The following is a 25641-nucleotide window of genomic DNA, read 5'->3' on the forward strand; positions in this document are numbered from 1 at the left end:
TGCAGCGGCGAGGAACTGCCCGCGGACCTGGCCCGCCGCGCCGTGGCCGCGATCCCGTCGGCGGCGCTGCACAACCTGTACGGACCCACCGAAGCGGCGATCGACGTCACCGCCTGGGCGGCCACGCCCGACGCACTGGCCGGCGTGACCCGGGTGCCGATCGGCGCGCCGATCCGCAACGTCCGCACGTACGTGCTCGACGAGGCGATGCGCCCGGTCCCGGCCGGCGTGGCCGGGCAGCTGCACCTCGGCGGCGTGCAGGTGGCCCGCGGCTACCTGAACCGTCCCGCACTCACCGCCGCCTCGTTCGTCCCCGACCCGTTCGGCGAACCCGGCGGCCGGCTGTACGCCACCGGCGACCTGGCCCGCTGGCGTGCCGACGGGACGCTGGAGTTCCTCGGCCGCATCGACGACCAGGTGAAACTGCGGGGCCTGCGGATCGAGCTGGGGGAGATCGCCGCAGTGCTGCGCGAACAGCCGGGCGTCGGTTCCGCCGCCGTCGTCGTGCGCGGCGCCACGCCCGCCGAGCAGCGCCTCGTGGCGTACCTGACGGGCGAGGCCCCGGAGCCGGCGGAACTGCGGGCGGCGCTGAAACGGCGGCTGCCGGAGTACATGGTGCCGTCGGCGTTCGTGACGCTCGACGCGCTGCCGCTGTCCGCAAACGGCAAACTCGACACCGCCGCGCTGCCCGCGCCCTCGTCCGGTGTCGCCCCCGCGCAGCGCCGTCCCCCGGTGACCCCGGTCGAGCAGACGGTGGCCGCCACCTGGCGCGACGTGCTCGGCGTACCCGAGGTGGGCCTGGACGACGACTTCTTCGAGCTGGGCGGGCACTCGCTGCTGGCGATCCGGATGCTGGCGCTGCTGCGCGAGGCGTACGGGCAGGTCGACGTCGGCGTGATGGACGTGTTCGCGCACCCGACGGTGCAGGGGCTGGCCGCGCTGATCGACGCCCCGGCGGACGGGGACCGGCAGCGCCCGCTGCTGTACGAGCTGACCCGGCCGGTCCCGGCGGACCAGCGGGTGCGCTCGTACGTGTGCGTGCCGTACGGCGGCGGGCTCGCCAGCATCTACCAGCCGCTCGCGGACGCGCTACCGGCCGGGCACACCTTGTTCTCCGTGGCGATCCCCGGCCACGACGTCGGCGTCCGCGACGCCGAGCTGCCCTTCGACGAGCTGGTCGAGCGGTGCGTGGCCGAGATCGAGGAGCGGGTGGACGGCCCGCTGGTCCTGTACGGCCACTGCGTCGGCGGCGCGCTGCTGACCGGTATCGCCCGGCGGCTGCACGAGCGGGGACGCCCGATCGAGGCGATCTACGCCGGTGGCGTGTTCCCGACCGCCCGGCCGGACAACATGCTCGGCCGGCTCGTCGACTGGGCCGACTCCCGGGGCGCCGACCGGCGGTACGAGACGTTCCTGCGCTCGATCGGCGCGGAACTGGCCGACCTGGACCAGGCGCAGGTCGACCGGTTCGTGCACCACGTACGCCGGGAGGCCGCCGAGGCGCAGGAGCGGTTCACCGGGTGGCTGGACGGCGAACCGGTCCGGGTGCCCGCACCGGTGATCTCCGTCGTCGGAACCCACGACGTGCTCACCGAGTACTACGAGGAGCGGTACCGCGAGTGGAGCTTCCTCGGCGAGTCCACCGCGCTCGTGGTGCTCGACGAGGCCGGGCACTACTTCGTCAAGCAGCGGGCCGAGGCGCTCGCCGAGGTGCTCACCCGCACCCATCCCCGGCTCGCCGCGCCGGCCGCCGCGCCGCGCCGCCTCGCCGGTGACGGCTGGGCACTGGCGGCCACCAGCACCGATCCGGTCACCGCCGAGACCGGCGTGCAACCGGGCGTACGCCGGTTCCTGGCGATCACCGCCAGCCAGCTCATCTCGTCGACCGGCTCGGCGCTGACCCAGTGGGCGGTGCCGGTCTGGGTCTACCTGGAGACCGGCTCGATGCTGTGGTTCGGCCTGTCCGGGGTGATCGCGTACCTGCCGGCGCTGCTGACGCTGCCGGTCGCCGGCGCGGTCGCGGACCGGTTCGACAGGCGCCGGGTGCTGCTGGCGGCGTGCGCGACGGCGGTGACCGCGGAGGCGCTGCTGGCGCTGCTGCTCTGGACCGACCGGCTCGGGCTGGCGGCCGTCTACACGCTCGTGTGCGTGCTCGGCGCGGCGTCGGTGTTCCAACGCATCACCTACCTGGCCGCGATCCCGCAGGTGGTGCCGAAGCGCTACCTGGGGCACGCCAACGGCATCGCGCAACTCGCGGTCGGGCTCAGCTCGCTCGCGGTGCCGCTGCTGGCTGCGGGACTGCTCGCCGCGATCGGCCTGGCCGGCGTCCTGGTGATCGACATCGTCAGCTACGTGGTGGCGATCGGTGTGCTGGCCGCGGTGCGGTTCCCCGACCTGCTCGGCCGGCGCCGCAAGGAGCCGTTCCTGGCCGAGCTGATCGGCGGTGCGCGGATGGCGTGGGCGGAGCCGGGCTTCCGGGCCATGCTGGGCTTCTTCTCGCTCTACAACCTGTGCCTGGCGAGCCTGCTGCTGGTGCCGCCGATGGTGCTCGCGTTCGGCACGATGGGTCAGGTCGGCACGGTGGCGTTCGCCGAGGCGCTCGGCGCCGTCCTCGGCGGGCTCGCCATCGCCGTGTGGGGCGGCCCGACCCGGCGCCGGATGCCCGCGCTGATCGCCATCGCGTTCGGCGTGGCGGTCAGCCTGGTGCTCAGCGGCGTCCGCCCGAGCCTGCTGCTGGTGGCGCTCGGCAGCTTCGGCGTGGGGCTGGGCCTGGGCCTGCACAACGGCATCTACCTGTCGATCATCCAGGTGAAGGTGCCGCAGCGGTTCCACGGCCGGGTGCTGGCGATCATCCAGACGCTGACCTGGGCGACGCTGCCGCTGGGCTTCGCCGTGCTGGTGCCGCTGAGCGGGTCGCTGCTGGAACCGATGTTCGCCCCCGGCGGGGCGCTGGCCGGCAGTGTCGGCGCGCTGATCGGCACCGGCCCCGGCCGGGGACTCGGGTTCGCGTTCGTGGTGTCCGGGCTGGCCCTGGCCGTGGTGGCGCTCGGCGCCTACGGTGTCCGCCGGCTGCGCCGGTTCGACACCGAGACCCCCGACGCGCCGGCGGACGCCACCGAGTGGCTACCGCACCTGCGCCGGGTCGACGATCTGTAGCCGCAGCTCCGAGGCGTACGCCCGGCCGGTCCCGTCGGTCAGCCAGGCGTCGTCCGGACCGGGCAGCAGCTCGGTGACGGTGAGCCCGACCTCGTCGCCGCCCTTGGCGTGCGCGCCGCGCAGCAGCGTGCACAGCAGCCGGGTGTAGACGCCGCTGGTCAGGTCCACGTAGCTGGGTTTGAGTTCGGTGTCGACCCGCACGAAGATCCGCTCGGGCAGGCCGAGCGCGAGCCGCCAGCGCCGTACCGCGAGGTAGCGTTCCCGCTCGCCCTTGACCGTGTGCAGGCCGGTCTCGCCCACAGTGGTGCGCCACGTCTCGCGGACCAGCACCAGGCCGTCGACCGTGATGCGCGGCGTGCGCCCGGCGTTGCCGGCCAGCTTCCACGTGTCGAACACCTGGTGGTCGAACAGCGGCGCGAACACCTCCAGCAGCGGCCACCGGCGCCCGTCGTCGGCGTGCGCGGTCAGCGTGCCGTCGTCGCCCGGCCGCACGGTCAGGGCGGTGATCGGCACGAGGCGGTCCGGGTCGGCGCCGGGCGCGTCGACGAACCCGAGCTGGGCGTCGGCGGGCCCGTGCAGCCACTCCGCGATCCGGGCGGTGTGCCGGGGCCAGTCCACCGGCGGCAGCAGCCGGACCCGGCCGCCGGGCAGGTCGGCGTGCATCCCGTCGCGCAGCCGCTGCGGGTCCGGGTGCCCGTACGCGAAGAAGTGCGTGTCGAACGCGGCCAGGGCCACGTGCAACTCGCCGAGCACGACGGTGAAGTCGCCGCGCAGCAGCGCCGCCTCGTTCGGGGCGCACACGTGCACGTCCGGGCTGTGGATGCGGGCGGCGGCCCAGCCGGGCGCGTCGGCGGGGAACGCGGCGGCGACCCGCTCGGTCAGCTCGGCGGCGTCGAACCGCAGCTCCCGGGCGTCGGAGTCGGCGTCGGCCAGGCCCAGCACCTCTGCCCACCGGTCCAGGAACTCGGCGGTGACGGCGGCGGCGGGCGGGTCCGTCCCGAACACCACCGCCTGCGCCAGGAACCACAGGTCGGCCACGGGCACGTCGTCGGTGGCCGACTCCGCCGCCAGGTCGCGGTACAGGGCGGCCAGCGCGTCGGCGTACGCCTGCCCGATCGCCGCGGTCAGCCACCGCGCCGACAGCAGCAGCGGTTCCAGCGGCGCGAGTCGTGCCAGCAGCGCCTCACCGAAGCGGACGTCCAGGTCACGGACCGTCTCCAGGTGGCACAGCGTGCGCCCGGCGTACACCTCGCCGGGCTGCTGCCGCGCGTCCCGTCCGGTCAGTTCCACGAACCGCCGGTCCAGCGCGGACATCGCGGCGGCCAGCGCGTCCGGGCCGTCGGCGGCGGCCACCGCGTCGCGCAGGTCGCTCACCGTCGCGAGGTCGCCGAGCACCCGCTCGCGGACCGGGTCGTCGCCGATCGCGGCGAGCTGCTCGCGCAACGCGTCCTCGGCCGTGAGGTCGACCGGCAGGTCGAAGCCGATCCGGAGCACGCCGCGCCCGGCCAGGTCGTCGAGCTGCGCGTGCACGTCAGCGGCCCGGCGGAAGCCGCTCGCCGGGTCCGCGAGCAGCGCGGCGACCAGGTCGGCCACGCGCGGTCCGCGTCGCGCCAGCGTGAGCAGCGCGGCGGTCGCCGCCGGGAGCGTCTGCGGTGGATGGTGCGGGTGCCGCAGCACGCGGTCGCGCAGGCTCAGGTGCGGGGCGAGCCGCACCGGCAGCCAGTCCCGCACGCCTGGTACGCGGGCGAAGGCCGCCGCGAGCGCGTCCAGGCCCCACCGTTCCAGGAACACCTTCCGGGTACGCGTCAACGCCGCACCCTGACGCACCGTCGCGATCGGAGCGCTGCCGCCCAGCTCGGTCCAGCAGATCGGGCCGAAGAAGCCCACCGTGTCGTTCTTCAGGCAGTACCGCTGCCAGTACTTCGCGACGACCTCCTCCCGGTGCCGCCGGCGCAGGTTGCGCCGGGCGTGCGGGCCGTCGCGCCGGATCGCGTCGACGGCGAGCAGGACCGCCGGGTTCTGCCAGGTCAGCGCCGTACGGAAGGCGTCGTCGCAGGCGATGTCGTCGACCGCCTGCCCGAGGTCGGCAGCGGCGGCGTCGAACGCCGCAGCGAACTCCGCGGCGTCGCCGTCCCCGCGTAGGTGCCGGTCGGCCGCCTCCGCGAGCGCCGGAGCGGCGAACCGGCTCATCCCGTCGGCCGGAAAACCGGCCGACCGGAGCAACGCGAAACGCCATACGTGCCAAGGGGTTCCGGGCAGGGACGTGAGATGCTCTCGGGGCATGGGGGAATGGTAAGCAGCGGCGGATCTGCGGCGGGACGGTCGAGCATGAGCTTCGGGCTGGTGTCCTTCGGTGAGGCGCTCGGCGACCCGGCGCCCGTCGCCGACGTGGTGGCGCAGTACACCGACGACGTCAACCGCGTCCTCGGCTACGGCTACCGGCGGGTGCACCGCGCCGCGCCGGACGTCGGCCTGACCGACCTCGCCGAGCGGGCCGGCCGCCGCGCCCTGGACGCCGCCACGCTGCCCGCCGCGCGGGTGGACCTGCTGGTGCTCGCCGTCACCGACCTCACCGAACACCTCTACTGGGACGCCGCCGCCGACCTGGCTCACCGGCTCGGCGCGGCCGGCGCCGAGGCGGTGCTGCTCACCCAGGCGTGCACCACCGGCGTGCTCAGCCTCGACACCGTCGCCGGCAAGTTCGCCACCCACCCGGAGTACGCCACCGCGCTCGTCGTGGCCGCGAACCGGACCTGCGAGGCGTACTGGAACCGGATGGACACCCAGCCGATGGTGTTCTCCGACGGCGCGGTGGCCACAGTGGCCCGGCGCGGGCACCCTCGGCTGCGCTGGCAGGTCACCGAGGCCGCCACGGACGGCCGCTACGCCGGGTTCTACCGGCTCGACGGCGGTGGCGCGGCGGCGCCGTTCGCCCCCGGCGCCGAGCCGCCCACCGCCCGCGACGTGTGGCACGTGATGGAGTTCTTCGACTACGACCCCGAGCAGTTCGCGCAGTACGCCCGCCACCTCGACGAGCGGATGGTGCGGGTCACCGAACGCGCCTGCGAGCGGGCCGGTGTCACCGTCGCCGACCTGTCGCGGCTGATCCTGGTCGCCGACAACGAACGCGCCATGACGTCGCTCGCCGAGGCACACAAGGTGCCGCCGGAGCGGACCAACCGGGAACTGGCGGCCGAGTACGGGCATCTCGGCGCGGCGGATCAGTTGTTCGGACTGAGCCGTCTGCTCGACGCCGGTGAGCTGCACGACGGCGACCGGGTCGCGTTGATCTCGCTGGGCCGGGGCACCCACTGGGCCTGTACGATCATCGAGGTATGAGCATGTCCAGCCGGCTGGTGCGGCTCGTCGCCGACGTGCTGGAACTGCCCGTCGACCAGGTCGACGCGCAGACCGGCCCCGCGACCACCGCCGCGTGGGTGAGCCTGCGGCACCTCCAGATCGTCGCGGCCGTCGAGGACGCGTACCGGATCTCGCTGACGCCCCGGGAGATCCGCACCGTGCGGTCGGTGGCCGACCTGCGCGCGCTGCTCGCCCAGCGGGGCGTCCCGGAGTGAGCGTCGCGCCGGCCCCGCTCGACGACGCCGACCTCGGCGCCGGGCTGCTCATCCGCCGCTTCGAGGAGCACCTGCTGCGCCTGTACGCCGACGGTCACCTCGCCGGCACCACGCACACCTGCCTCGGCCAGGAGTACGTCCCGGTCGCGCTGGCCCCGCTGCTGACCGGCGACTTCGTGTTCAGCAACCACCGCGGCCACGGGCACTACCTGGCGCACTGCGGTGACCCGGAAGGGCTGCTGGCGGAACTGCTCGGCCGCGACGGCGGGGTGTGCCACGGGTACGGCGGCAGCCAGCACCTGCGCCGGGACCGGTTCCTGTCCACCGGCGTGCAGGGGGAGAGCCTGCCCGCCGCGGTCGGCGTGGGCCTGCACCTCAACCGCACCGGGCAGGACGCGATCGTGGTGGCGTACATCGGTGACGGCACGTGGGGCGAGGGCGCCGTCTACGAGGCGCTGAACATGGCCGCACTGTGGCGGGTGCCGCTGCTCGTCGTGGTCGAGCACAACCGGATCGCCCAGTCCACCCCGACCACCGCGCAACTCGCCGGCACCATCGCCGGCCGGGCCGCCGGGTTCGGCATCACCGTCAGCGAGTCCGACTCGCTCGACCTCACCGAGGTGCGCGCCGCCGCCGTGCCGCACGTCGAGCGGGTCCGCGCCACCCGGACGCCGCACGTGCTGGTGCAGCACACGGTCCGGCTCGGCCCGCACAGCAAGGGCGACGACACCCGGTCCGCCGGCGAACTCGACCGGCTGCGCCGCCTCGACTGGCTCCAGCGGTACGCCGAGGCGTACCCGGAGCGGTTCGCGGCCGCCGACGCGCGGGCCCGGCAGCGGGTCGCGGAGGTCTCGGCCGAGGTGCTGGCCCGGCCGCTCGCGCGCGGAGCGGCGGCGTGACGCGCGCGGAACGGGTCAGCCGCAACCTGAACCGGGCCCTGCACGCGCTGTTCGCCGCCGACGAGCGGGCCTGGCTGCTGGGGGAGGACGTCGCCGACCCGTACGGCGGGGCGTTCAAGGTGACCCAGGGCCTCTCCACCGCCTACCCGGACCGGGTGCTGTCGACGCCGCTGAGCGAGAACGGCATCACCGGCGTCGCGGGTGGCCTGGCGTTGTGCGGCGACACAGTGATCGTCGAGATCATGTTCGGGGACTTCGCCGGTCTCGCGTTCGACCCGATCCTCAACCTGATCACCAAGTCCGTCGCCATGTACGGCGAGCGCACCCCGATGCGGGTGGTGATCCGCTGCCCGGTCGGCGGTGGGCGGGGCTACGGCGCGACGCACAGCCAGAGCCCGCAGAAGCACTTCATCGGCATCCCGCACCTCGCGCTCTACGAGCTGTCCCCGCTGCACGACGCGGCCGACGTGCTGGCCGCCGCGCTGCGCCGCGACGAACCGGCGATGCTGTTCGAGGACAAGATCCTCTACACCCGGCGGCGGTACGTGGACGGCCGCGTCGACGACCGCCTCGCCTTCGAGTTGCGCGGCGCGGACGGCAACTGGGCCCGCGTCCACGACCCGGACGCCACCGGCGCGCCCACGCTCGTCATCGCGCCGGGCGGGGTCGCCGACCGGGCGATCGCCGCCGCCACGCGGGCCGCCGAGCGGGGACGTCCGGTCGAGGTGCTGGTCCCGGCGCGGCTCTACCCGGTGGACGTGGACGGCCTGCGCGACCTGCTCGACGGCGCGCACGGCGTGATCGTCGCCGAGGAGAGCACCGCGGGCGGCACGTGGGGGAGCGAGGTCGCGGCCCGCCTGCACGCGGAGGCGTGGCCGCTGCTGCGCGGCCCGGTCGAGCTGGTCAGCTCCGCCGACCGGGTCATCCCGTCCGCGCCGCACCTGGAACAGGCCGTGCTGCTCGGCACCGACGCGATCCTGGACCGGATCATGCGCCTGCCCGCCCCGAGGACGGCGGCCGCCGACCGGGGTGGACGGACTGTCGCCGGCCCGGCGGCTCCGGCCGGCGTGTCTCCGGGCGTCCCGGTGGACGTACCCCGGCTCAACCCCAACGACGACAGCTACGTGCTGCTGGAATGGCTGGTCGCGGACGGCGCCACTGTCGAGGCCGGCGAGCCGGTCGCGGCGGTCGAGACGTCCAAGGCGATCGAGGAGCTCGCCGCGACGCAGGCCGGCGTGCTGCGCCAGGACGTGGCCGCCGGCGCCGACTGCGCCCCGGGCACGCCCATCGGCCGGATCCTGCCCGAGCCGGCCGTGCCCGCCCCGGTGGAGCCGCCGGGCGCGCCCGCTGCGGCGTACCCGGAGCCGGTCGAGGCCGTGGGGACGCGGACCGTGCCGCCGGGACGGCCGCTGCCACCGGCGCAGCGCCGCATCGCCGACGTGGTGTCCACCTCGCACCGGGAGATCCCGGTGGCCTTCACCGCCGTCCGCGTGGACGTGACGGCAGCGCTCGCGTACGCCCGCCGCGCCGCCGACGAGACCGGCGCGTCGGTCGGCCTGACCGAGGTCGTCATCGCCGCCGTGGCCGCGCTGCACGAGCGGTTCGGCGGCCTCTACGCCCGGCTCACCGGCGACGGGTTGGTGGTCGACGCGGAGGCGCCGTCGATCGGGCTCACCGTGGACGTCGGCACCGGACTGTTCCTGCCGGTGATCCGTGACGCGGCCGGACTGGACCTCGGCGACCTCGCCGACGCCGTGGTCGCGCTGCGGATGAAGGCGCTGCGCGGCCGGCTCCGCGAGGAGGACATGGCCGGCATGAACTTCCTGGTCGCGCTGAACGACACACCCGGCGTCACGGTGGCCCGGCCGGTCGTCCCGCCCGGCGTCACCTGCGCCCTGTCGGTGCCGGACGTGCACCGCGAGGTCGTGCTCGACGGCGACGGCGGGGTACGCGAGCGGACCGTGGCGGACCTGGGTCTGGCGTACGACCACCGGCTCGTGAACGGTGCGCAGGCCGGGGCGTACCTGGCCGCGCTCGCCGAGGTGCTGCAACGCTGACGGTCACTGCGGCCCGGCCGCCGTGCGGTCGTGGCGCGTGCCGGTTGCGACGCCGGACCGGTGAGAACCTTGCGGCAGCGGTGCCTCTGGCCGGGGGATGACCGAACCTGCATCATAGATGTCCATGAGTGCGCAGCAGTCCGCGGCCCGCATGTCGGTGGCCGGCCCGCAGCGCGACCGATGGGCCACTGTGCTCGGTCACGTCACTTCAGCGATCCCGGCCGGCACCGCCTACGTGCTCGTCGACGGCCACGAGCGCCACGCGACGGTGCTGGCCGACCGTCTGGCCGCCGCCCTGCGCGACGCGGGCCGCCCGCGCATACGACTCAGCCGGGCGATCTGCGCCGGCCCCGCCGACCTCCGTGGCGGACTCACCCCCGGTTCCGTCGTCATCGCCGCCGGCCCCGCCTGGCGGGCCCAGCTGCCCACCGGCCACTGGCACCTGACGATCCGGGTGCGCGGCGCCTCCCCGGAACGCGGACGCCGCCACCGGAGCGACGCCGCCGACATCGTGGTCGACCTGGCCGACCCCGCGTGGCCGGTGATCCGGCACATCGGCGCCTGGTTCACCCACACCGACGCCTGGTACCGCACGGAGACGCAGGCGTTCTTCGCCGCCCGCGCCGCCACCTGGGACACCGAGTCCGGCGACGACCTCACCGCGTACGCCGCCGCCGTCACCGACGCCGCCATCCCCACCGGAGCGAACGCCATCGACGTCGGCTGCGGAACCGGCCGCGCGCTACCGGCCCTGCGCGACGCCGTCGGACCAGCCGGCACCGTTCTCGGCGTCGATCTGACCCCCGCCATGATCGACGTAGCGCGCTCCCGCGCCCACGCCGCCGACGCCGCGCTCGCCCTGGCCGACGTCCGCCGCCTCCCCCTGCCCGGCCGCGCCGTCGACGCCGTCTTCGCCGCCGGCCTGCTCCTGCACCTGCCCGACACCGACGCCGGACTGCGCGAACTCGCCCGCGTCACCCGCCCCGGCGGCCGGCTCGTCCTCTTCCATCCCTCCGGCCGCACCGATCTCGCCGGTTGCGGCACGCATAGCGGTGATCCGCTCACCGAGACGTCCCTGCGCCTCGCCGCGCACCGCACCGGATGGCACCTCACCGGCTACGACGACCCGCCGCACCGGTTTCTCGCCCTCGCCACCCGGCGGTGACCTTTCGCGGATGAGCAATCTGGGAGAAGAGGGGCTCACCCCATGACGTCTAGCGTCGATGCGTGTACGTTCCGTGATCGCCGGCGAGGGGGATACCGCATGTCGAACGGGTTCATCGGCGCGCTCAACGGTCGTCATCACCGCGTGGCACTGTCGGGCTTCATGGTGGTCGTGCTCGCCCACTGGGCGGAGCATCTGGTTCAGGCGTACCAGATCTGGGTGCTCGGCTGGCCCCGTCCGCAGGCGCGGGGTGTCCTCGGTGAGTTCTACCCCTGGCTGGTCACGTCCGAAGTCATGCACTACGGGTACGCGCTGCTCATGCTCGTCGGTCTGTTCCTGCTGCGCCCGGGGTTCGCCGGGCAGGCGCGCACCTGGTGGACGATCGCCCTGGCCCTCCAGTTCTGGCATCACATCGAGCACCTGCTGCTGCTGATCCAGGCGCAGACCGGGCACTTCCTGTTCGGCAGCGCGGCGCCCACGAGCCTGCTCCAGGTGGTCTATCCGCGCGTCGAGCTGCACCTGTTCTACAACTCCGTCGTCTTCATCCCGATGGTCGTCGCCATGTACCGGCACCTGCGGCCCTCCGCCGCCGAGGAGCAGGCCACGGTGTGCACCTGCGCCGGCCGCCGGGTGGCGCCGGCGCTGGCGGTGTCGCGGGGTGGTGTGTGACCCGCGCCGGCTGGGCGTCCGCCGTCGTCGTGGGCCTCGCGGTGCTGTTCGGCTGGACCGGGGCCGCGTGGGCCGGCTCCGGCGCGGCGAGCAGCGTCCCCGCCGACGGCGCCGTCCTCACGTCGGCGCCGTCGGCGGTCGAGCTGGTCTTCACCGGGCGGCCGGTGGCAGCCGACTCGCACGTGGCCGTGCGCGACGCCGCCGGACGGTCGCTGGCCGTCGGCGAGCCGCGGCGAAGCGGGGACCGGTCCCTGGTGCAGACGGTACGCAGCGCCGAGCGCGGCGATGTCGTCGTCGCCTACCACGTGGTGCTCGCCGACGGCAGTGAGAAGAGCGGCACGCTGTGGTTCAGCGTCGGCACCGGTGTGCGGCCGGCCCGGGCGTCGGATCAGGGCGCCGAGGCGGCCGCCCCGCTGCACGAGCACGGGATCGATCCGTTGAGTGCCGTGCTGCTCCTGATCAACGCCGTCGTCGTGTTCGTGGCGGTCGCCATGCTCGTCCTGCGGCCGCGGCGGAGCGTCGAGCCGCCGCCCGCCCCGGCTCAGCGCCCGGAGATGAGCAGCCGCTGAGCCCGGCCGGGCGCGGCGGGCAGACCCCACAACGCGTCCACCGCGGCCATTCCCGGCCCGAGCGGCACCGGCGGAAGGTTGAGCCGCCGGGCCGCCGCCACCGCGCCGGGCGTTCCGTGCGCCATGCCGGCGCCGCTCCAGATCGACCACTCCGCCACCAGTGTCACCGCCGCCGGCAGGTCGGCCGCGAGGCGTACGGCGCAGCGCCGCAGCAGCTCGTTCGCGAGCGCGTACGCGCCGAGGCTGCGGTGCGGCCGCTCGGCCGTGATCGAGCCGAAGACGAGCACCCGGCGCAGGGCATGGCGGTCCACCGCGTCCAGCGCGTGCCGCAGGCCGTCCACCTTCGCCGCCTGGACGGCGCTCAGCCCGGCCGCCGTGCCGGCCGTGACCGGGCCGCCGCGCAGCAGCCCGGCGCAGTGCACGACGCCGGCCAGCCGCAGGTGTCCGGTGGCCGCGAGTGCCCGGCGCAGGGCGGCGCTGTCGGTGACGTCGGCCCGGAGCACTGTCACGCCTGTGGTCCCCGCCATCCGGTCGAGGTGCCGGCGGCCCGCGGTGCCGAGCCGGTCGGGCGTGGCCGTGTCGGCCAGGACCGGGTGCAGGCCGTGCCGGCAGGCCAGGACGGCGGCGGCCCGCAGGCCGAGCCCGCCGAGTCCGCCGGTGACCAGCACGGCTCCGCCGGGACCGGCGGGGCCGGCCGCCGGGGGCAGGTGAACCGGCTGCCAGTCGGTGGTGCGGAGCCGGCCGTCCCGGTCCACCCGCACCTCGCCGGCGACCGGGGAGGCGGCAGTGACCAGGTCGGTGGCGGCGCGCACCGCGGCCGGTGCGGGGCCCTCGGTCAGCTCCGCCACCACGCAGGACAGGCCGGGATGCTCGACCGCCGCGGCGCGTGCCAGGCTGCCGCCGCCCGCGCCCAGGTGCACGACCGCGAGCCGGCTGCCGCGTGCCACGGCCGCCCGGATCGCCCGCAGCAGGCGCCTGTTGTCGACCCGGTGGAAGGCGCGGCCGAGCAGCACGGCGACCGCCTCCGGTGCGTCGTCGCGGCTCGCCGCCCGCAGCGCCGGGGCGAGCGGGTGCCGCTCGGGGCCGACGATCGTCCACCGGTACGCCCGCGCGTCGCCGGGCGGCGCGGCCTCGCGTTCCCGGGGCGTGCGGATGTCGAGCGCGGTCCTCATCGCAGGACCGCGAGCAGGGTGGGGATGGCCTCGGCCTGGAAGTCCACATCCACGTCGAAGTCGTTGATCATCCCCTCGAGGACGAGCAGCGACATGAGCGGGAAGACGAACTCCGGCGCCGCCGTGATGCCGTACCGCCGCTGCAGGTTGAACAGCTCCGCGGCGAACGGCGCGAGCCGGAACTGCCCGGCGGTGCGGCGGTGGTTGCGCACCACGAGATCCCGTACGCCGGCCTGGAACGCCTGCACGTCGCACCCCGGCGGTACGTGTTCGGCGCTGCGCAGGATGACCTCGGCGGCCTGCTGGCCGCGACCCATTGACATGGACAGGAAGAACTCGGCGAACAGCCGCCGTACGTGCGGCTCGAGCCGGACCACGAACCCCGCGTCGAGCAGCACCACCTCCTCGACCCGCAGGTAGAGGTTGCCGGGGTGCATGTCGCAGTGCACGAGCCCGTCGACGAACAGCATCCGGTACACGCCGTGCAGCACCCGCCGGACGATCTGGCGGCGCTGCTCGCGGTTGAGGTCGCCGGGCTTGAACTGCCGCAGGTCCGGGATCCATTCCATCACCAGGACGCCGTCGCGGCAGAGCGCCGGCCGGGGTGCCGGGATCCGGAACGCCGCGACATCGGCGAGGTTCTGCCGCAGCTGTAGCAGCGCGGTGGCCTCCTGCGCGAAGTCGAGCTGCCGCAGCACGGCGGTGGAGACGTGGCCCAGCATGCGGCGCATCGGCACCTTGCGCAGGCCGGGCAGGCGTTCCAGCAGCCCCGCGCCGGCACTGAGCAGGTCGAGGTCGCGGCGCATCTGCGGGCCGATGCCGCCGCGCCGCACCTTGACGGCCACCGGCGTCCCGTCGTGCAGCCAGGCCCGGTAGACCGAGGCGATGCTGCCGCTGGCCACCGGCTCGCTGCCGATCCGCGCGAAGGGCGTGCCGTCCGGGTAGGCCGCGTCCAGCACCGCGCGCGCCTCCCGGGCGGACATGGCCGGGACCCGGTCGTTGAGGCGGGCGAGCTTGTCGCACCACCGGCCGGGCAGCAGGTCACGACGCGTACCGAGGATCTGGCCGCCCTTGACGAAAGTCGGGCCGAGCCGGGTGAGCAGTGCGGTCACCCCGGCGGTGGTGGGCGAGGCCCGCCGGGTGAGCCGCCGGCCGGCCGCGACGGCGAGGTGCCGAGCCGTGATCGCCGCCCAGGCGGCGGCGCGGCCGGACATCTGCGGGAGGGACGAGCGCGGTACGGACGTGGGCGTGTAAGCCACCATCGGAGCCCCCGATCGCTACATGTACTGACAGCTTAGGGAGGGATGGAAAGGCGTGAGAAGTGTCCAGGTTCATTTTTCTATAGCGTCGTCGATGTTGAGCCTGACGGAACCGACCGAAGGGAATGCGAGATGGCGATCGACCTATGCAACAAGTCTCCAGTGTCCGCCGACGGTGAGGTCCGGACGTGGCCGCAGGAAACCGCGCTGCTCGAGGATCTCGGCACCGAACAGCGCGATGCGCTCAACTTCGCGTACCGCACCACCCTGAGCAACGTGGATCCCCGGCTGGTGGCCGGCGACCCGGCGGCGTGGGCGAGCGACTTCGGGTACGCCCTCAACCGGGTGGCGATCCGGCTCGACAACCGCACCAACGACGAGCTGCGGCACGACGCCCTGCACCACGCCGACCCGGCCATGCGCGAGCAGGCGATGTACGAGTACGCCGACCGCGACCAGGCCGACGCCTTCGAGCTCCTGGAGCAGGTCGTCCGGCACGACACCAACCGGGAGGTGCGGTGGGACGCGCTGTGGGCGATCGAGAAGCTGGGCGGTGCCCAGGCGATCTCGACGCTGCAGAAGTTCCTCGGTGACGCCGACCCGGAGATCGCCGAATGGTCCAAGCTGTTCATCAGCGAGCTGCAGAGCGGTGACCCGTCGTTCGACGGCCGGGACGCCCTCTACACGCCGGGCCGCACCTTCGACGAGACCATCTACCTGCTGATCCACTGCGACCTGTACGTGCGTCTCGACGAGTCGAACACGCACTGGGGCAAGATCTCGCTGGCCCCGCAGGGCCTCGCGCGGATCTACGGCCAGGCCCACGCCTGTCCCAACGTGCAGACCCGCGAGCGCCAGCTGGTGATCGCCAAGACGATCTCCGGCCTGCACGCCGACGACTCGCCGCACTGCGACAACTACCTGTTCCGCGGCTTCACCGACCGGACGCGCCGCGACCGGGGCAACTTCTTCTTCGAGTCCCTGGTGCCGCGGACGTTCTTCAAGTCCGGTCGCGCCGACGACCCGAGCGAGGGCGTGCGCAAGGCGAACATCGGCTTCGCCCGGTACGGCACCTGGCACCTGGAGCCGAAGTTCCAGATCCGCGAGGAGGCCGCGATCCGCTACGTCCGCGGCCGCTTCCAGGGCTGGGGCTACGTGAACCTGGCCCGCATCGCGGGCCGCTCGATCGAGCAGGTCCTCACCCCGGGCAACGGCGTGCTGTCCACGCTGCACGACCCCGAGGTCGGCCCGATGACCAACGCCTTCATCCTCGGCACGTTCAAGGGCAAGCTGAACGACTGGGACGGCGACGGCCGCATCGACATGAACTCGCGTGACGTGTACTCCACCGTCGACGGCGAGATCGACTCCGACCAGGACGGCGTCGCGGACGAGCCCGGCCTGACCTGCTGCGACCACACCACGCTGATGCCCTGACGGGCGAGGCACCCCGCATCCGTTCCCACGATCCATGCGATGCGTCCGGGCGGCCGAGGCCGCGCCGAACTCTCAGGAGGAGAAGACAATGACAGCCCCCGCCAGCAAGCCCTCCGTGATCTACGGCCGGCCGGTTCCCACCGACGGCGTCCCGAACCGGTACGTCGGCACGGAGGTCAAGCCGTGGACGCCGCCGGTCCCCGGCATCGACAACCTCGGCATCACCTCGGTCGACACGTTCGCCGTGCCCGGCGTCGGCGAGTACACAGTGCCGTTCGAGGGCTACGTCCGGGTCGTGCGCTCGGAGCCGACCTCCGAGGACTGGGCGACCGCCGAGGTCTACACGAACCTGATCGAGATGAAGATGACCGGCAGCTGCGAGGAACTCGGCGAGATCACTGTCACGCTGAACCCCGACTGCCTGTCGACCGGCCAGATCCGTACCCCCTTCGACCCGTACGCCGGTGAGGGGCCGTCGGCGAAGGCCTGCCGGATGGCGGTCGGTGCCATCTTCGACATGCCGAAGCTCGGCCTGAAGCTGATGAACAAGGAACCGATCATCCTGACCATCGACGACGTCCGGCAGATCCCGCCGGCCGGCTCGCCCGGCAAGGGCCAGATCTACCGGATGCTGCCGCTGCACGACACCCGGTACCCGGAGAAGGACCCGGTGGCGTACGTGACCAGCCTGCGGTTCACCATGGGCGGTTACCTCGCCGAGGACGCGATGTAGCAGTGAGATGGACGCGGGCCGGACGCGACGTGGTCCGGCCCGCGCTCGCTGGCCGGGAGGAGGGACGATGGACGACCACAGTGGTGACCGGGGTCGACGGCTTCTCGGCGCGCCTCCGGTCCGGACGGCGATCACCGTGCCGGTCGGTGTGGACGAGCTGTGGGCGGCCCTGACCGACCCGGTCCGTCTCGCCGCCTGGTTCGGCACCACCCGCGGCGACTGGCACGTCCGGACGCCGTGGCGGATCGACTTCGGCGACGGTGACTTCTTCGTGGTCACGCCGGTGCGCGTCACCGACCGGCTCATCGAGTTCACCTGGTCGTTCCTCGGCGTCGGGCCCGAGCAGCACATCACCTGGCGGGCCGAGCCCACCGCCGGCGGCGCGCGGCTCACCGTCGAGGACGCCGACCCGGTGCGGCCGCCGGCCGAGATCGAGCAGATGCGCGCCGGCTGGACCGACTTCCTGCAACGACTCGACGGGTACCTGCGCACCGGACGCTCGACGCGCTACGACTGGCGGTCCGACATCGACGGCTCGGTGGACCTGCCACCGGCCTGGGACGCGTTCGAACCGTCGCTGCTCTACCGGTGGCTCCCGGTGGCGAGCGACGGCTTCCGGCCCGCCTGGTTCTTCGTCGTCGACGCCGACGGGCCACGTCGTTTCCCGCTCGACGACTGGTCGGTGCGGGAGGGCACGGTGACGTTCACCGTGCAGGTCACCGAGCGCGGTGCCGGCACCACCGCCGAGCTGGCCCTGCACCGGCTGGCCGACCGTCAGCGGCTGGAGTTCAGCCACCAGGGCTGGCGCCATCTCGGGCTGCCGGACAACCGCGCGCACGCGCTGCGCCGCCGTTTCGCCGCCGCCTGGACGGCCGCCGCGGACTGCGCGCGGGAGCTCGCCCGCCTGTCGGTACCGCCCGGATAGGCGGTCACTCGCCGCCACCACATTGTCATGCAATACTCAAGTAGCATGACAGCCGGAGGGTGGACGAAGTGAACGCGGTCCGCGGGAAACGCTCCTATGACCAGCAGTGTGCCCTCGCTTACGCGTTGGATGTGGTGGGCGAGCGGTGGACCTTGCTCGTCATTCGCGAACTACTCCACGGCCCGCGTCGCTACAATCAGTTACTGGAAGCGCTACCCGGCATCGGCACCAACCTGCTCGCCGCCCGGCTCGCCGCGCTCGTCGACGCCGGCCTGCTGACGCCCACCGAACCCCGCAAGCGCACCGGTGGCTACCAGCTGACCGACCTGGGCCGCTCGCTGCACGAGCCGATCCTCGGGCTGTCCCGCTTCGGGCTCGCATACGCCGCTGGGCACGAGCTGCCCTCCGGGTCCACCGTACGCGCGTCCTGGGCCGTCCTCGCCATCGAGGCGATGGTGGACGACGGACGCACCGGCGAGATCGACGAGAGCTACGAGTTCCGGGTCGACGAGGAGATCTTCCACGTCGACGTGCGGGCCGGTCACGCCGAGGTCGTGGCCGGGCCGGCCGACGCGCCGTCGCTGACCGTCCGGACCGACGCGCGCAGCTTCTTCAGCCTCGGCATGCGGCAGCTCGACCCGATCGAGGCGCTGGTCAGCGGGCAGGTCGCGGCGGTCGGCGTGCCGGCGGCGGTCACCCGCTGCCTCCGGCTGCTCGGCATCACCCCCGACGTGGCGGTTTCCACGGACCGGCTGGCCGACGTGGGGCCCGCCCCGGTGTGACGCCGCCGGTCCGCGGACGAGAGGTGAGGGAGCGCAGATGAGCGAGACGTTCGGCGGCACACTCGTGTGCGAGCAGGTCGGGGCGTGGACCTATGTCACAGTCCCGCCCGAGATCGCCGGCCGGCTGGGCACCGCGGCGCGGATCCCGGTGACCGGCCGGATCAACGACACCCCGTACGCCGGCTCGGTGATGACCGGGCCGAACGGCAACCGCTACATCGTGGTCAACAAGACCGTACGCGCCGCCGCCGGGGTGGAGGCGGGAGACGACGTGCGCGTCACCCTGGAACCGGACACCGAGGCGCGCACGGTGGAGGTGCCCGACGACCTGACCGCCGCGCTCGGCGATCATCCCGATGCCCAGGCATTCTTCGCCACGTTGTCCTACTCGCGGACCAAGGAGTACGTCACCTGGATCACCGGCGCCAAGCGGCCGGAGACCCGGGCCCGGCGGATCACCCAGGCCGTCGAGCTGCTCGGCGCCGGCCGGGTGCTCAAGGGCTGACCCCGGGGGATCGGCGCGCTGCGCAAGTTGCGAGAAGCGGCGAGACCCCCGGCCTTCCTACGATCGGCGTACGCGTTCCGGCCCCGGACGGCGGCACGCGACGCACCTGATCCTGACTCCCACGCACCGATCGACGCCACGCGGGCGGCGACCGGTGATCAGTGGTGCCCGTCAGCGGCCCGGTGAGCGTCCGCCGTCCTCGAGCCGGCCCAGGTCGCACCCCAGGGAGGCAGACCGTGACCGTCGAATCGGCAGAGCTGAACGGAGCACACACCACGGAGACGTCCTGGCCGGACTTCGCCGAACTCGAACCGTCGCGGGCCCTGGACACCTTTCCACCGCTCAACGCGATCCAGGCCCGCTCCATCGTCCAGGACCGCTGGGAACGCCTCGTCGCGGTCGTCGAGATCCCGAACCCGATCGAGCGGGTCTGGCAGGCGCTCACCACGCCGGAGGAGATCCGCTCCTGGCTGGCGCGGTGCCGCGGCTCACTGACCGCCGTCGGCAGCGACGTCCTGCTCGACTTCGAGGACGGCGAGTTCTTCCACTGCCGGCCGCTCGTGGCGGAGCCGCCGCGTGACGGCCACGCCGAGCTCAAGTACTTCTGGCGCTGGGTCGGCGTCGGACCGGCCACCCGGGTCGTCTGGGAGCTGGACGCCACCGGCGACGGCGGCACCCGGATCACCGCGACCGAGGAGGCCCTGAACTCGCCGTCGGACTGGCGCGGCTGGAACGGCAACGGCTGGCCGGGGATCCTCGACCAGCTCGCCGGCTACCTGCGTACCGGCACGACGTGGCGCTGGCCGTGGCGGCGGATGGGTCCGTACGTGCAGATCGAGCTGGAGTCCACGCCGTACGACGCCTGGGAGCTGCTGACCAAGCCGGAGTCGCTGCGCTACTGGCTGCAGCGCCGCTTCGGCACGTTCACCGACGGCGACAAGCTCACGCTGATCATGGGAGACGCCAGCGGCGTGGTGGAGATGTCGGTGCACCGCCACGTGGAGCCCAACCAGCAGTTCCCCTCCTACCTGCCGTGGCTGGAGTTCGGCCTGCGCCGGGCGTCGTGGCCGGTCGAGCTCAACGGCAAGCTCTACATCGAGCCGGCCGGCGTGGGCCGCAGCCTCTTCCAGATCTTCGTGGACAACTGGGAGAACCTCCCGGCCGAGCTGCAGCGCGAGGAGCGCGAGATCATCTGCGGCTTCTTCCGCGACTCGATGGTCCGGGCGCAGAACCTGACCTCGCCCCGGCCCTCGCCGTCGCACCAGCACGGCTGGACCTGACCCGCGTCGTCACCCTCCGAGGAAGGCAGCTGCGATGACCCTGTCCGACCAGGTCGAGACCGGGGCGCCGGACGCCCTGATCCAGCTCATGTCGCCGGCCGCCGCCGCCGACCCGTACCCGATCTACTCCTGGCTGCGCGAGACCGCGCCGGTCTACCGCAGCCGGTTCGGCGCGTACCTGGTGAGCCGGTACGCCGACGTGCAGTACGTGCTCAAGCACGCCGAGGTCTTCCCCGGCGCGCACCCGGACGCGATGGCGCAGATGTTCCCGCAGGCCGTCGAGCACGAGGCGTACGACGTGCTGGTCAGCTCGCTGGTGGGCAGCAACCCGCCCAAGCACACCCGGCTGCGCAAGCTGATCGGGCACGGGTTCACCAGCCGCCGGGTGGCCGACATGCAGGCCTCGATGGAACGGTGGTCGGACCGGCTCGTCTCGGACGTGCTGGAGCGCCTGGTCGACGGGGCCACAGTGGATCTGCACACCGACGTCTCGGTGCCGATGCCGATGCACATGATGTCCGACCTGCTCGGCATCCCGGAGCCGGACCGCGAGTCGCTGGCCCGCAACGTGCCCGAGATGATGAACGTCGTCGACCCGGCCGCGACACCCGACGCGGTCCGGCGGGCCGACGAGGCGTTCCGCGAGCTGGGCACCTACTTCGACGCCATGATCGCGCAGCGCCGCCGGGACCCGCGCGACGACCTGGTCTCGGCGCTCGTGCAGGTGCGTGACGCCGAGGACGGCAGCCTCGACGACGCCGAGCTTCGTACCCTGCTGTTCACCCTCTGGTCGGCCGGCTTCGAGACGACGGCGACCGCCATCGACAACGCGATGTTGCTGCTGCTGGAGGACCCGGGGCGCGGACGCTGGCTGGACACCGAGGACGGCACCCGCAGGTTCGTCGAGGAGACGCTGCGCTTCGAGTCGTCGGTGCAGGTCGCGCCCGGCCTGCGCTTCACCGGCGCGGACGTGGAACTGGGTGGGGTCGTCATTCCACAGGGCTCCCAGGTGCGGCTGCTGATCGGGTCCGCGAACCGGGACCCGGAGGCGTTCCCGGACGCGGACGCGTTCGACCCGGGCCGCGCCGGTCCCCTGCCGCTGAGCTTCGGCGCCGGCATCCACTACTGCCTCGGTGCGGGTCTGGCCAGACTGGAGATCGCCGTGTTGCTCCGCCGGCTGCGCGCCGCCGCTCCCGGGCTGGTTCTGGCCGCCCCGCCGGTGCGGCGGCGCACAATACCGCTCCGCGACTTCGCGTCGCTGCCGGTACGGCTCCGTCAGCTCGACTGACACTACGCGAAACGCAAGCTCATTAACTGCGCGAAGATATAGTGGATGATAGGGTGTCGCCATGGCGGACGCGATCAGAGCGCGAGACATCAGCAAGCAGCTAGGCAAAAGTAAGGTTGTCAGCGCCTTGTCGCTGGACGCCGCGCCCGGCACTGTGGTGGGCCTGCTCGGCCCCAACGGCGCCGGCAAGACGACGACGGTGCGGATTCTGTCCACTCTGCTGCGGGCCGACTCCGGCACCGTCGAGATCTACGGCGTCGACGCCGCGAAGCAGCCGGGGCGGGTCCGTTCGATGATCGGGCTCACCGGCCAGTTCGCCGCCGTCGACCCGGTCCTCACCGGCCGGGAGAACGTCGAACTGGTGGCCCGGCTCTACCGCATCGGCCGGGCCGAGGCCCGCCGGCGCACCGGTGAGGTGCTCACCCGCTTCGGTCTGGACGAGGTCGCCGACAAGCAGGTGAAGACCTACTCGGGCGGCACCCGGCGGCGGCTCGACCTCGCCACGAGCATCCTCATCCGCCCGCGCGTGCTCTTCCTCGACGAGCCCACCACCGGCCTCGACCTGGAGTCACGGCTCGGGTTGTGGGCCGAGATCGAGATGCTGGTCCGTGAGGGCACCACAGTCCTGCTGACGACGCAGTACCTGGACGAGGCCGACCGGCTGGCGAAGACGATCACCGTGCTCGACAAGGGGCGGGCGGTGGCCCAGGGCACTCCGTCGGAGCTGAAGTCGCGCGTCGGCGGAGACCGTGTGGAGTTCGTCCTGGAGGATCCCGCCCGGCTCGACGACGCGGTCGCCCTGCTGCGGACGCCGGGCGCCGAGGAGCCCGTCGTCGACCGGCCGCTGGCGCAGATCACCGCCCGGATGGGCGACGATCTCGTCCGGGTCGCCGACGCGCTGAACCGGCTGGCCGACCACGACATCCGGGTGGCGACCCATGTGGTCCGGCGCCCCACCCTCGACGACGTCTTCCTGGCCCTGACCGGCAGCCGCGCCGCCGCGGCCGGCGTCGCCACGTCGTCCGCTCGGAAGGGAGAGGGCAAGTGACCGTCGACGAATCGACGACCCGGCAGCGGGACACCCCCACGCCGGCGTGGGAGGCACCGCCCGAGCGGCGGGGGCCCGGCTGGTTCGTGGGCGACGTGCTGCTGCTGGCCGGCCGCAACATCCGGCACATGCAGCGCCGCCCCGACCAGCTGATGGCGGCGATCCTGCAGCCGATGATGTTCTTCATCCTCTTCACCTATGTGTTCGGCGGCGCCATCTCGGTGCCGGGCGGCGACTACAAGCAGTTCGTGCTGCCCGGCGTCTTCGGGCAGATCGTCGTCTTCGGCGGCATCGCCGGCATGTGCGTGGGCATCGCGGAGGACCTCCGCAACGGCATGATGGACCGGTTCCGCTCGCTGCCGATGAGCGACAGCGCGGTGCTGATCGGCCGCACCCTTGCCGAGACCTTCCGCAACCTGATCGCGCTCGTGGTCACCGGCGCGGTCGGGTACGCCTTCGGGTTCCGGCTGCACGGCACGTTCCTGCAGGTGCTGGCGGGGATCGGCGTGCTGCTGCTGTTCGGCTTCGCGCTCTGCTGGGTGCTGTCGATCGTGGGCGTCACCGCCTCCAGTGCCGAGGGCGCGCAGAGCACCGCGATGCCGTGGATGTTCCTGCTCGGCTTCGTCAGCTCGGCGTTCGTGCCGTCCGAGTCGATGCCCGGCTGGCTGCGGCCGTTCAGCGACAACAGCCCGGTGACGCTGACCATCAACGCGGCGCGCGACTACTTCAACGGTGTCTCACCGGGCGGGGACGCCCTGGCGTCGGTCCTGTGGTCGCTCGGCCTGCTGGTGGTCTTCGTGCCACTGGCGACGGCACTGTTCCGCAAGGCCACGGCACGCACCTGACGGTGGGGGTCGACCCGGCGATCGGCAGGAGGAACCCACGACATGGAGGTCATCGGCGTCGGCTTCGGCCGTACCGGCACCGCCTCGCTGCGGGAAGCTCTCAACATTCTTGGGATGGGTCCCACGTATCACACGAAGGAGATCCTCAAGGACCCCGCCCGGCTGGCCGACTGGCAGGCGGCTGTGGGCGGGGCCGACGTGGACTGGGACCAGGTGTTCGCCGGCTATCGGTCCACAGTCGACTGGCCCGCCGCGGCGTTCTGGCGCGAGTTGGTGGAGCGGTACCCGGAGGCGAAGGTCATCCTGACCGTGCGCGACCCGGTGCAATGGCACCGCTCGTGCATGCGCACCATTTTCATGGCGTACCGGCAGGATCTGTTCAGCCGTCTCCTCGTCCCCGCCATGCAGTTGCCGCTGCGGGCCCTCGATCGGCGTTTCGGCGCGTTCAACGAGATCTTCGACGGCGTTTTCCGCCGCCATTTCGGGGACGGGCCGATTCAGGACGAGAAATACGCCGTCGAGGTTTTCGAAAAGCACGTCCGCGACGTCCAGGAATGCGTTCCGGCTGAGCGCCTCCTGGTCTATCGAGTATCGGAAGGATGGCCCACCTTGTGTAAGTTCCTCGGTGTGGGAGTGCCCATCGTCGCCTTCCCGCACGACAACGACCAGGATGCCTTCCAGCGGGACAGCCGACTGTTCGTCACCCGCGGCCTGGCCCGCATGGTGACCGGTCCGGTGCGCCGCGCGGTCGGCCGGTTCCGGCGGACGCAGGACGCCCCGGAGGCGGCCGGCCAGAACCGCTGAGGCCGCCGTCCCGGGCGTCCCGCCGACCGCTCCGGCACTCCGGTCGTGTCCGGCGCTGCCGCCGCGGCCGGCCTTCGGCCTGCGTTCGTCCGGCCGACCCGTTTGCACGATCCCTGCGACCGGACGGGAGTGTCGATGGACAAGGAACTCGAGGAGTACGCGGACCGCGCCTGGCGCGGTGACGAGCCGCTGTTCGCCTACTACAAGGGTGAGCTCCGTAAGGACGGGCTCCGCCGGATCGACGACGGTGTGTGGATGTGGGCGGCGACCGGCAACGTCTACGTCTTCGAGACGGCCGACGGCCTGGTGCTCTTCGACACCGGCGACCGCAACACCGCGGCCGCGCTGCACGCGGCGGTGCGGGCACGCAGCACCGCACCGGTCGTCACCGCCGTCTACTCCCACGGCCACATCGACCACGTCCTCGGGCTGTCACCGTTCGAGGCGGAGGCCGCCGAGCGCCACGACCCCGGCATCTCTGTCGTGGCGCACGCCGCCGTGCCGGAGCGCTTCGCCCGGTACCGGCTGACCGCCGGGTACAACGCGACAGTCAACCGCCGGCAGTTCCGCGCTCCCGGTATCACGTGGCCGACCGACTATCGCGAGCCCGACCGCACCTACCTCGACACGCTCACGCTGCGGCACGGCGATCTGACGATGGAGCTGCGGCACGGTCGCGGCGAGACGGACGACGCGACGATGGCCTGGCTGCCCGAGCGGCGCATCCTGTGCTGCGGCGACTTCTACGCCTGGGTGGCGCCCAACGCCGGCAACCCGCAGAAGGTCCGCCGCCACGTGGCCGAGTGGGTGCGGGCGCTGCGCTGGATGGCCGGCCTCGGCGCCGAGATCCTGCTGCCCGGCCACGGTCTGCCGGTGGTCGGTGCCGACCGCGTCCGCGAGACGCTGCTCGGGTCGGCGACGTTGCTGTCGACACTGCACGACGGTGTGGTGGCGATGATGAACGAGGGCTGCACGCTCGACGAGATCCTGCACGCCCCCCTGGTCACGCCGGAGGTGTCCGCCCTGCTGGCCCAGCCGTGGCTGCGCCCCACCTACGACGATCCGCAGTTCATCGTCCGCACCGTCTGGCGCACCTACGGCGGCTGGTACGACGGTGACCCGGCCACCGTGCGACCGGCGCCGCGCGCCGACCTGGCCGCCGAGGTGGCGCAGCTCGCGGGCGGAGCGTCCCGCCTGGCCGAGCGCGCCCTCGACGCGGCGGACCGCGGCCGGCTCGACCTCGCCGGTCACCTCGCCGAGTGGGCGGCGTTGAGCGCTCCCGAGGACCGTGACGTGCAGCGGGCCCGCGCCGACGTGTTCGGGCGGCTCGCCGCCGGCACGCCGGCGTTGATGGCGCAGGGCATCTACACCTGGGCGCAGGCCGAGGCCCAGGCCAAGGCCGACGACGTCGACCCGTGGTCGACGATGCGCGGGGGCCGCTGGGCGCCCTGACGCCGGAAAACACGGCCGGAC

General features: G+C 73.1%; 22 protein-coding genes (1 of these 22 cut by a window edge). 19 read left to right on the plus strand and 3 right to left on the minus strand.

Going from position 1 to position 25641, the window contains the following annotated elements:
- Nucleotides 1–3156, plus strand: the 3' portion of a protein-coding gene (locus tag IRY44_RS08935; protein WP_194799967.1) for a non-ribosomal peptide synthetase/MFS transporter. The gene continues 2199 nt to the left of window position 1, outside the view; only the last 3156 of its 5355 coding nucleotides appear in the window; its start codon lies off the left edge, out of view; it ends in the stop codon at nt 3154–3156.
- On the opposite strand, the gene IRY44_RS08940 is transcribed toward IRY44_RS08935, so the two are convergent.
- Complete coding sequence (locus IRY44_RS08940) at nt 3124–5439, minus strand: lantibiotic dehydratase (protein ID WP_194799968.1); 2316 nt, start codon at nt 5437–5439, stop codon at nt 3124–3126. The two genes, IRY44_RS08935 and IRY44_RS08940, sit on opposite strands and share 33 nt — an antisense overlap.
- 45 nt (nt 5440–5484) lie before the next feature.
- Between IRY44_RS08940 and IRY44_RS08945 the strand changes: the two genes are divergently transcribed.
- The 7 genes from IRY44_RS08945 to IRY44_RS08975 all read left to right on the plus strand — a co-directional run bounded on the left by IRY44_RS08945 (nt 5485) and on the right by IRY44_RS08975 (nt 12090).
- Nucleotides 5485–6495, plus strand: a complete 1011-nt coding sequence (locus IRY44_RS08945; RefSeq protein WP_194799969.1) for a 3-oxoacyl-ACP synthase III family protein — start codon at nt 5485–5487, stop codon at nt 6493–6495.
- On the plus strand, nt 6492–6731 hold the full coding sequence (locus IRY44_RS08950) for an acyl carrier protein (RefSeq protein WP_018786864.1): 240 nt from the start codon (nt 6492–6494) through the stop codon (nt 6729–6731). Before IRY44_RS08945 ends, IRY44_RS08950 begins: the two co-directional genes overlap by 4 nt.
- Nucleotides 6728–7630, plus strand: coding sequence for a thiamine pyrophosphate-dependent dehydrogenase E1 component subunit alpha (locus IRY44_RS08955; protein ID WP_194799970.1), 903 nt, complete (start codon nt 6728–6730; stop codon nt 7628–7630). The genes IRY44_RS08950 and IRY44_RS08955 overlap by 4 nt, the downstream gene beginning before the upstream one ends.
- Nucleotides 7627–9687 (plus strand): 2-oxo acid dehydrogenase subunit E2, encoded by a 2061-nt coding sequence (locus IRY44_RS08960; RefSeq protein WP_194799971.1) that lies wholly within the window; start codon nt 7627–7629, stop codon nt 9685–9687. Before IRY44_RS08955 ends, IRY44_RS08960 begins: the two co-directional genes overlap by 4 nt.
- Nucleotides 9688–9811: 124 nt before the next feature.
- A complete protein-coding gene (locus IRY44_RS08965; RefSeq protein ID WP_228531757.1) occupies nt 9812–10852 on the plus strand; it encodes a class I SAM-dependent methyltransferase in 1041 nt (346 codons plus the stop codon).
- Nucleotides 10853–10951: 99 nt separating this feature from the next.
- Nucleotides 10952–11521 carry a hypothetical protein gene (locus IRY44_RS08970; protein WP_194799972.1) on the plus strand — a complete coding sequence of 190 codons (570 nt, stop codon included), beginning with the start codon at nt 10952–10954 and terminating at the stop codon, nt 11519–11521.
- Nucleotides 11518–12090, plus strand: coding sequence for a copper resistance CopC family protein (locus tag IRY44_RS08975; protein WP_194799973.1), 573 nt, complete (start codon nt 11518–11520; stop codon nt 12088–12090). The genes IRY44_RS08970 and IRY44_RS08975 overlap by 4 nt, the downstream gene beginning before the upstream one ends.
- Here IRY44_RS08975 and IRY44_RS08980 read toward each other — a convergent pair.
- Both IRY44_RS08980 and IRY44_RS08985 read right to left on the minus strand, forming a co-directional pair.
- Entirely contained in the window at nt 12063–13262 is a 1200-nt protein-coding gene (locus IRY44_RS08980) for a KR domain-containing protein (protein ID WP_194799974.1), read from the minus strand. The genes IRY44_RS08975 and IRY44_RS08980 overlap by 28 nt on opposite strands.
- Nucleotides 13259–14476, minus strand: coding sequence for an AarF/ABC1/UbiB kinase family protein (locus IRY44_RS08985; protein ID WP_194799975.1), 1218 nt, complete (start codon nt 14474–14476; stop codon nt 13259–13261). Before IRY44_RS08985 ends, IRY44_RS08980 begins: the two co-directional genes overlap by 4 nt.
- Before the next feature lie 177 nt (nt 14477–14653).
- Here IRY44_RS08985 and IRY44_RS08990 point away from each other — a divergent pair, with 177 nt between their 5' ends.
- The 11 genes from IRY44_RS08990 (at nt 14654) to IRY44_RS09040 (ending at nt 25620) form a co-directional block, all read left to right on the plus strand.
- Complete coding sequence (locus tag IRY44_RS08990) at nt 14654–15958, plus strand: HEAT repeat domain-containing protein (protein ID WP_194799976.1); 1305 nt, start codon at nt 14654–14656, stop codon at nt 15956–15958.
- A gap of 88 nt (nt 15959–16046) precedes the next feature.
- Complete coding sequence (locus IRY44_RS08995) at nt 16047–16691, plus strand: DUF6073 family protein (protein ID WP_194799977.1); 645 nt, start codon at nt 16047–16049, stop codon at nt 16689–16691.
- Between the two features lie 67 nt (nt 16692–16758).
- Complete coding sequence (locus tag IRY44_RS09000) at nt 16759–17616, plus strand: SRPBCC domain-containing protein (protein ID WP_194799978.1); 858 nt, start codon at nt 16759–16761, stop codon at nt 17614–17616.
- Nucleotides 17617–17684: 68 nt separating this feature from the next.
- A complete protein-coding gene (locus IRY44_RS09005) occupies nt 17685–18398 on the plus strand; it encodes a helix-turn-helix domain-containing protein (RefSeq protein ID WP_194800133.1) in 714 nt (237 codons plus the stop codon).
- Nucleotides 18399–18435: 37 nt separating this feature from the next.
- Complete coding sequence (locus tag IRY44_RS09010; protein ID WP_194799979.1) at nt 18436–18903, plus strand: YdeI/OmpD-associated family protein; 468 nt, start codon at nt 18436–18438, stop codon at nt 18901–18903.
- Between the two features lie 236 nt (nt 18904–19139).
- A complete protein-coding gene (locus IRY44_RS09015; RefSeq protein ID WP_194799980.1) occupies nt 19140–20183 on the plus strand; it encodes an SRPBCC domain-containing protein in 1044 nt (347 codons plus the stop codon).
- Between the two features lie 34 nt (nt 20184–20217).
- Nucleotides 20218–21471, plus strand: coding sequence for a cytochrome P450 (locus IRY44_RS09020; protein WP_194799981.1), 1254 nt, complete (start codon nt 20218–20220; stop codon nt 21469–21471).
- A 61-nt stretch (nt 21472–21532) separates the two neighbouring features.
- The gene (locus IRY44_RS09025) at nt 21533–22519 is read left to right on the plus strand and encodes an ATP-binding cassette domain-containing protein (protein WP_194799982.1); all 987 of its coding nucleotides are present in this window, start codon (nt 21533–21535) and stop codon (nt 22517–22519) included.
- Complete coding sequence (locus IRY44_RS09030; protein WP_135239627.1) at nt 22516–23364, plus strand: ABC transporter permease; 849 nt, start codon at nt 22516–22518, stop codon at nt 23362–23364. Before IRY44_RS09025 ends, IRY44_RS09030 begins: the two co-directional genes overlap by 4 nt.
- A gap of 42 nt (nt 23365–23406) precedes the next feature.
- Entirely contained in the window at nt 23407–24168 is a 762-nt protein-coding gene (locus IRY44_RS09035) for a sulfotransferase family protein (protein WP_194799983.1), read from the plus strand.
- 135 nt (nt 24169–24303) lie between these two features.
- Nucleotides 24304–25620 carry an alkyl sulfatase dimerization domain-containing protein gene (locus tag IRY44_RS09040; protein WP_194799984.1) on the plus strand — a complete coding sequence of 439 codons (1317 nt, stop codon included), beginning with the start codon at nt 24304–24306 and terminating at the stop codon, nt 25618–25620.
- The last annotated feature ends 21 nt before the right edge of the window (nt 25621–25641 follow it).

The organism is Micromonospora sp. ANENR4 (assembly GCF_015354395.1).
Taxonomy (GTDB): Bacteria; Actinomycetota; Actinomycetes; order Mycobacteriales; family Micromonosporaceae; genus Micromonospora; species Micromonospora aurantiaca.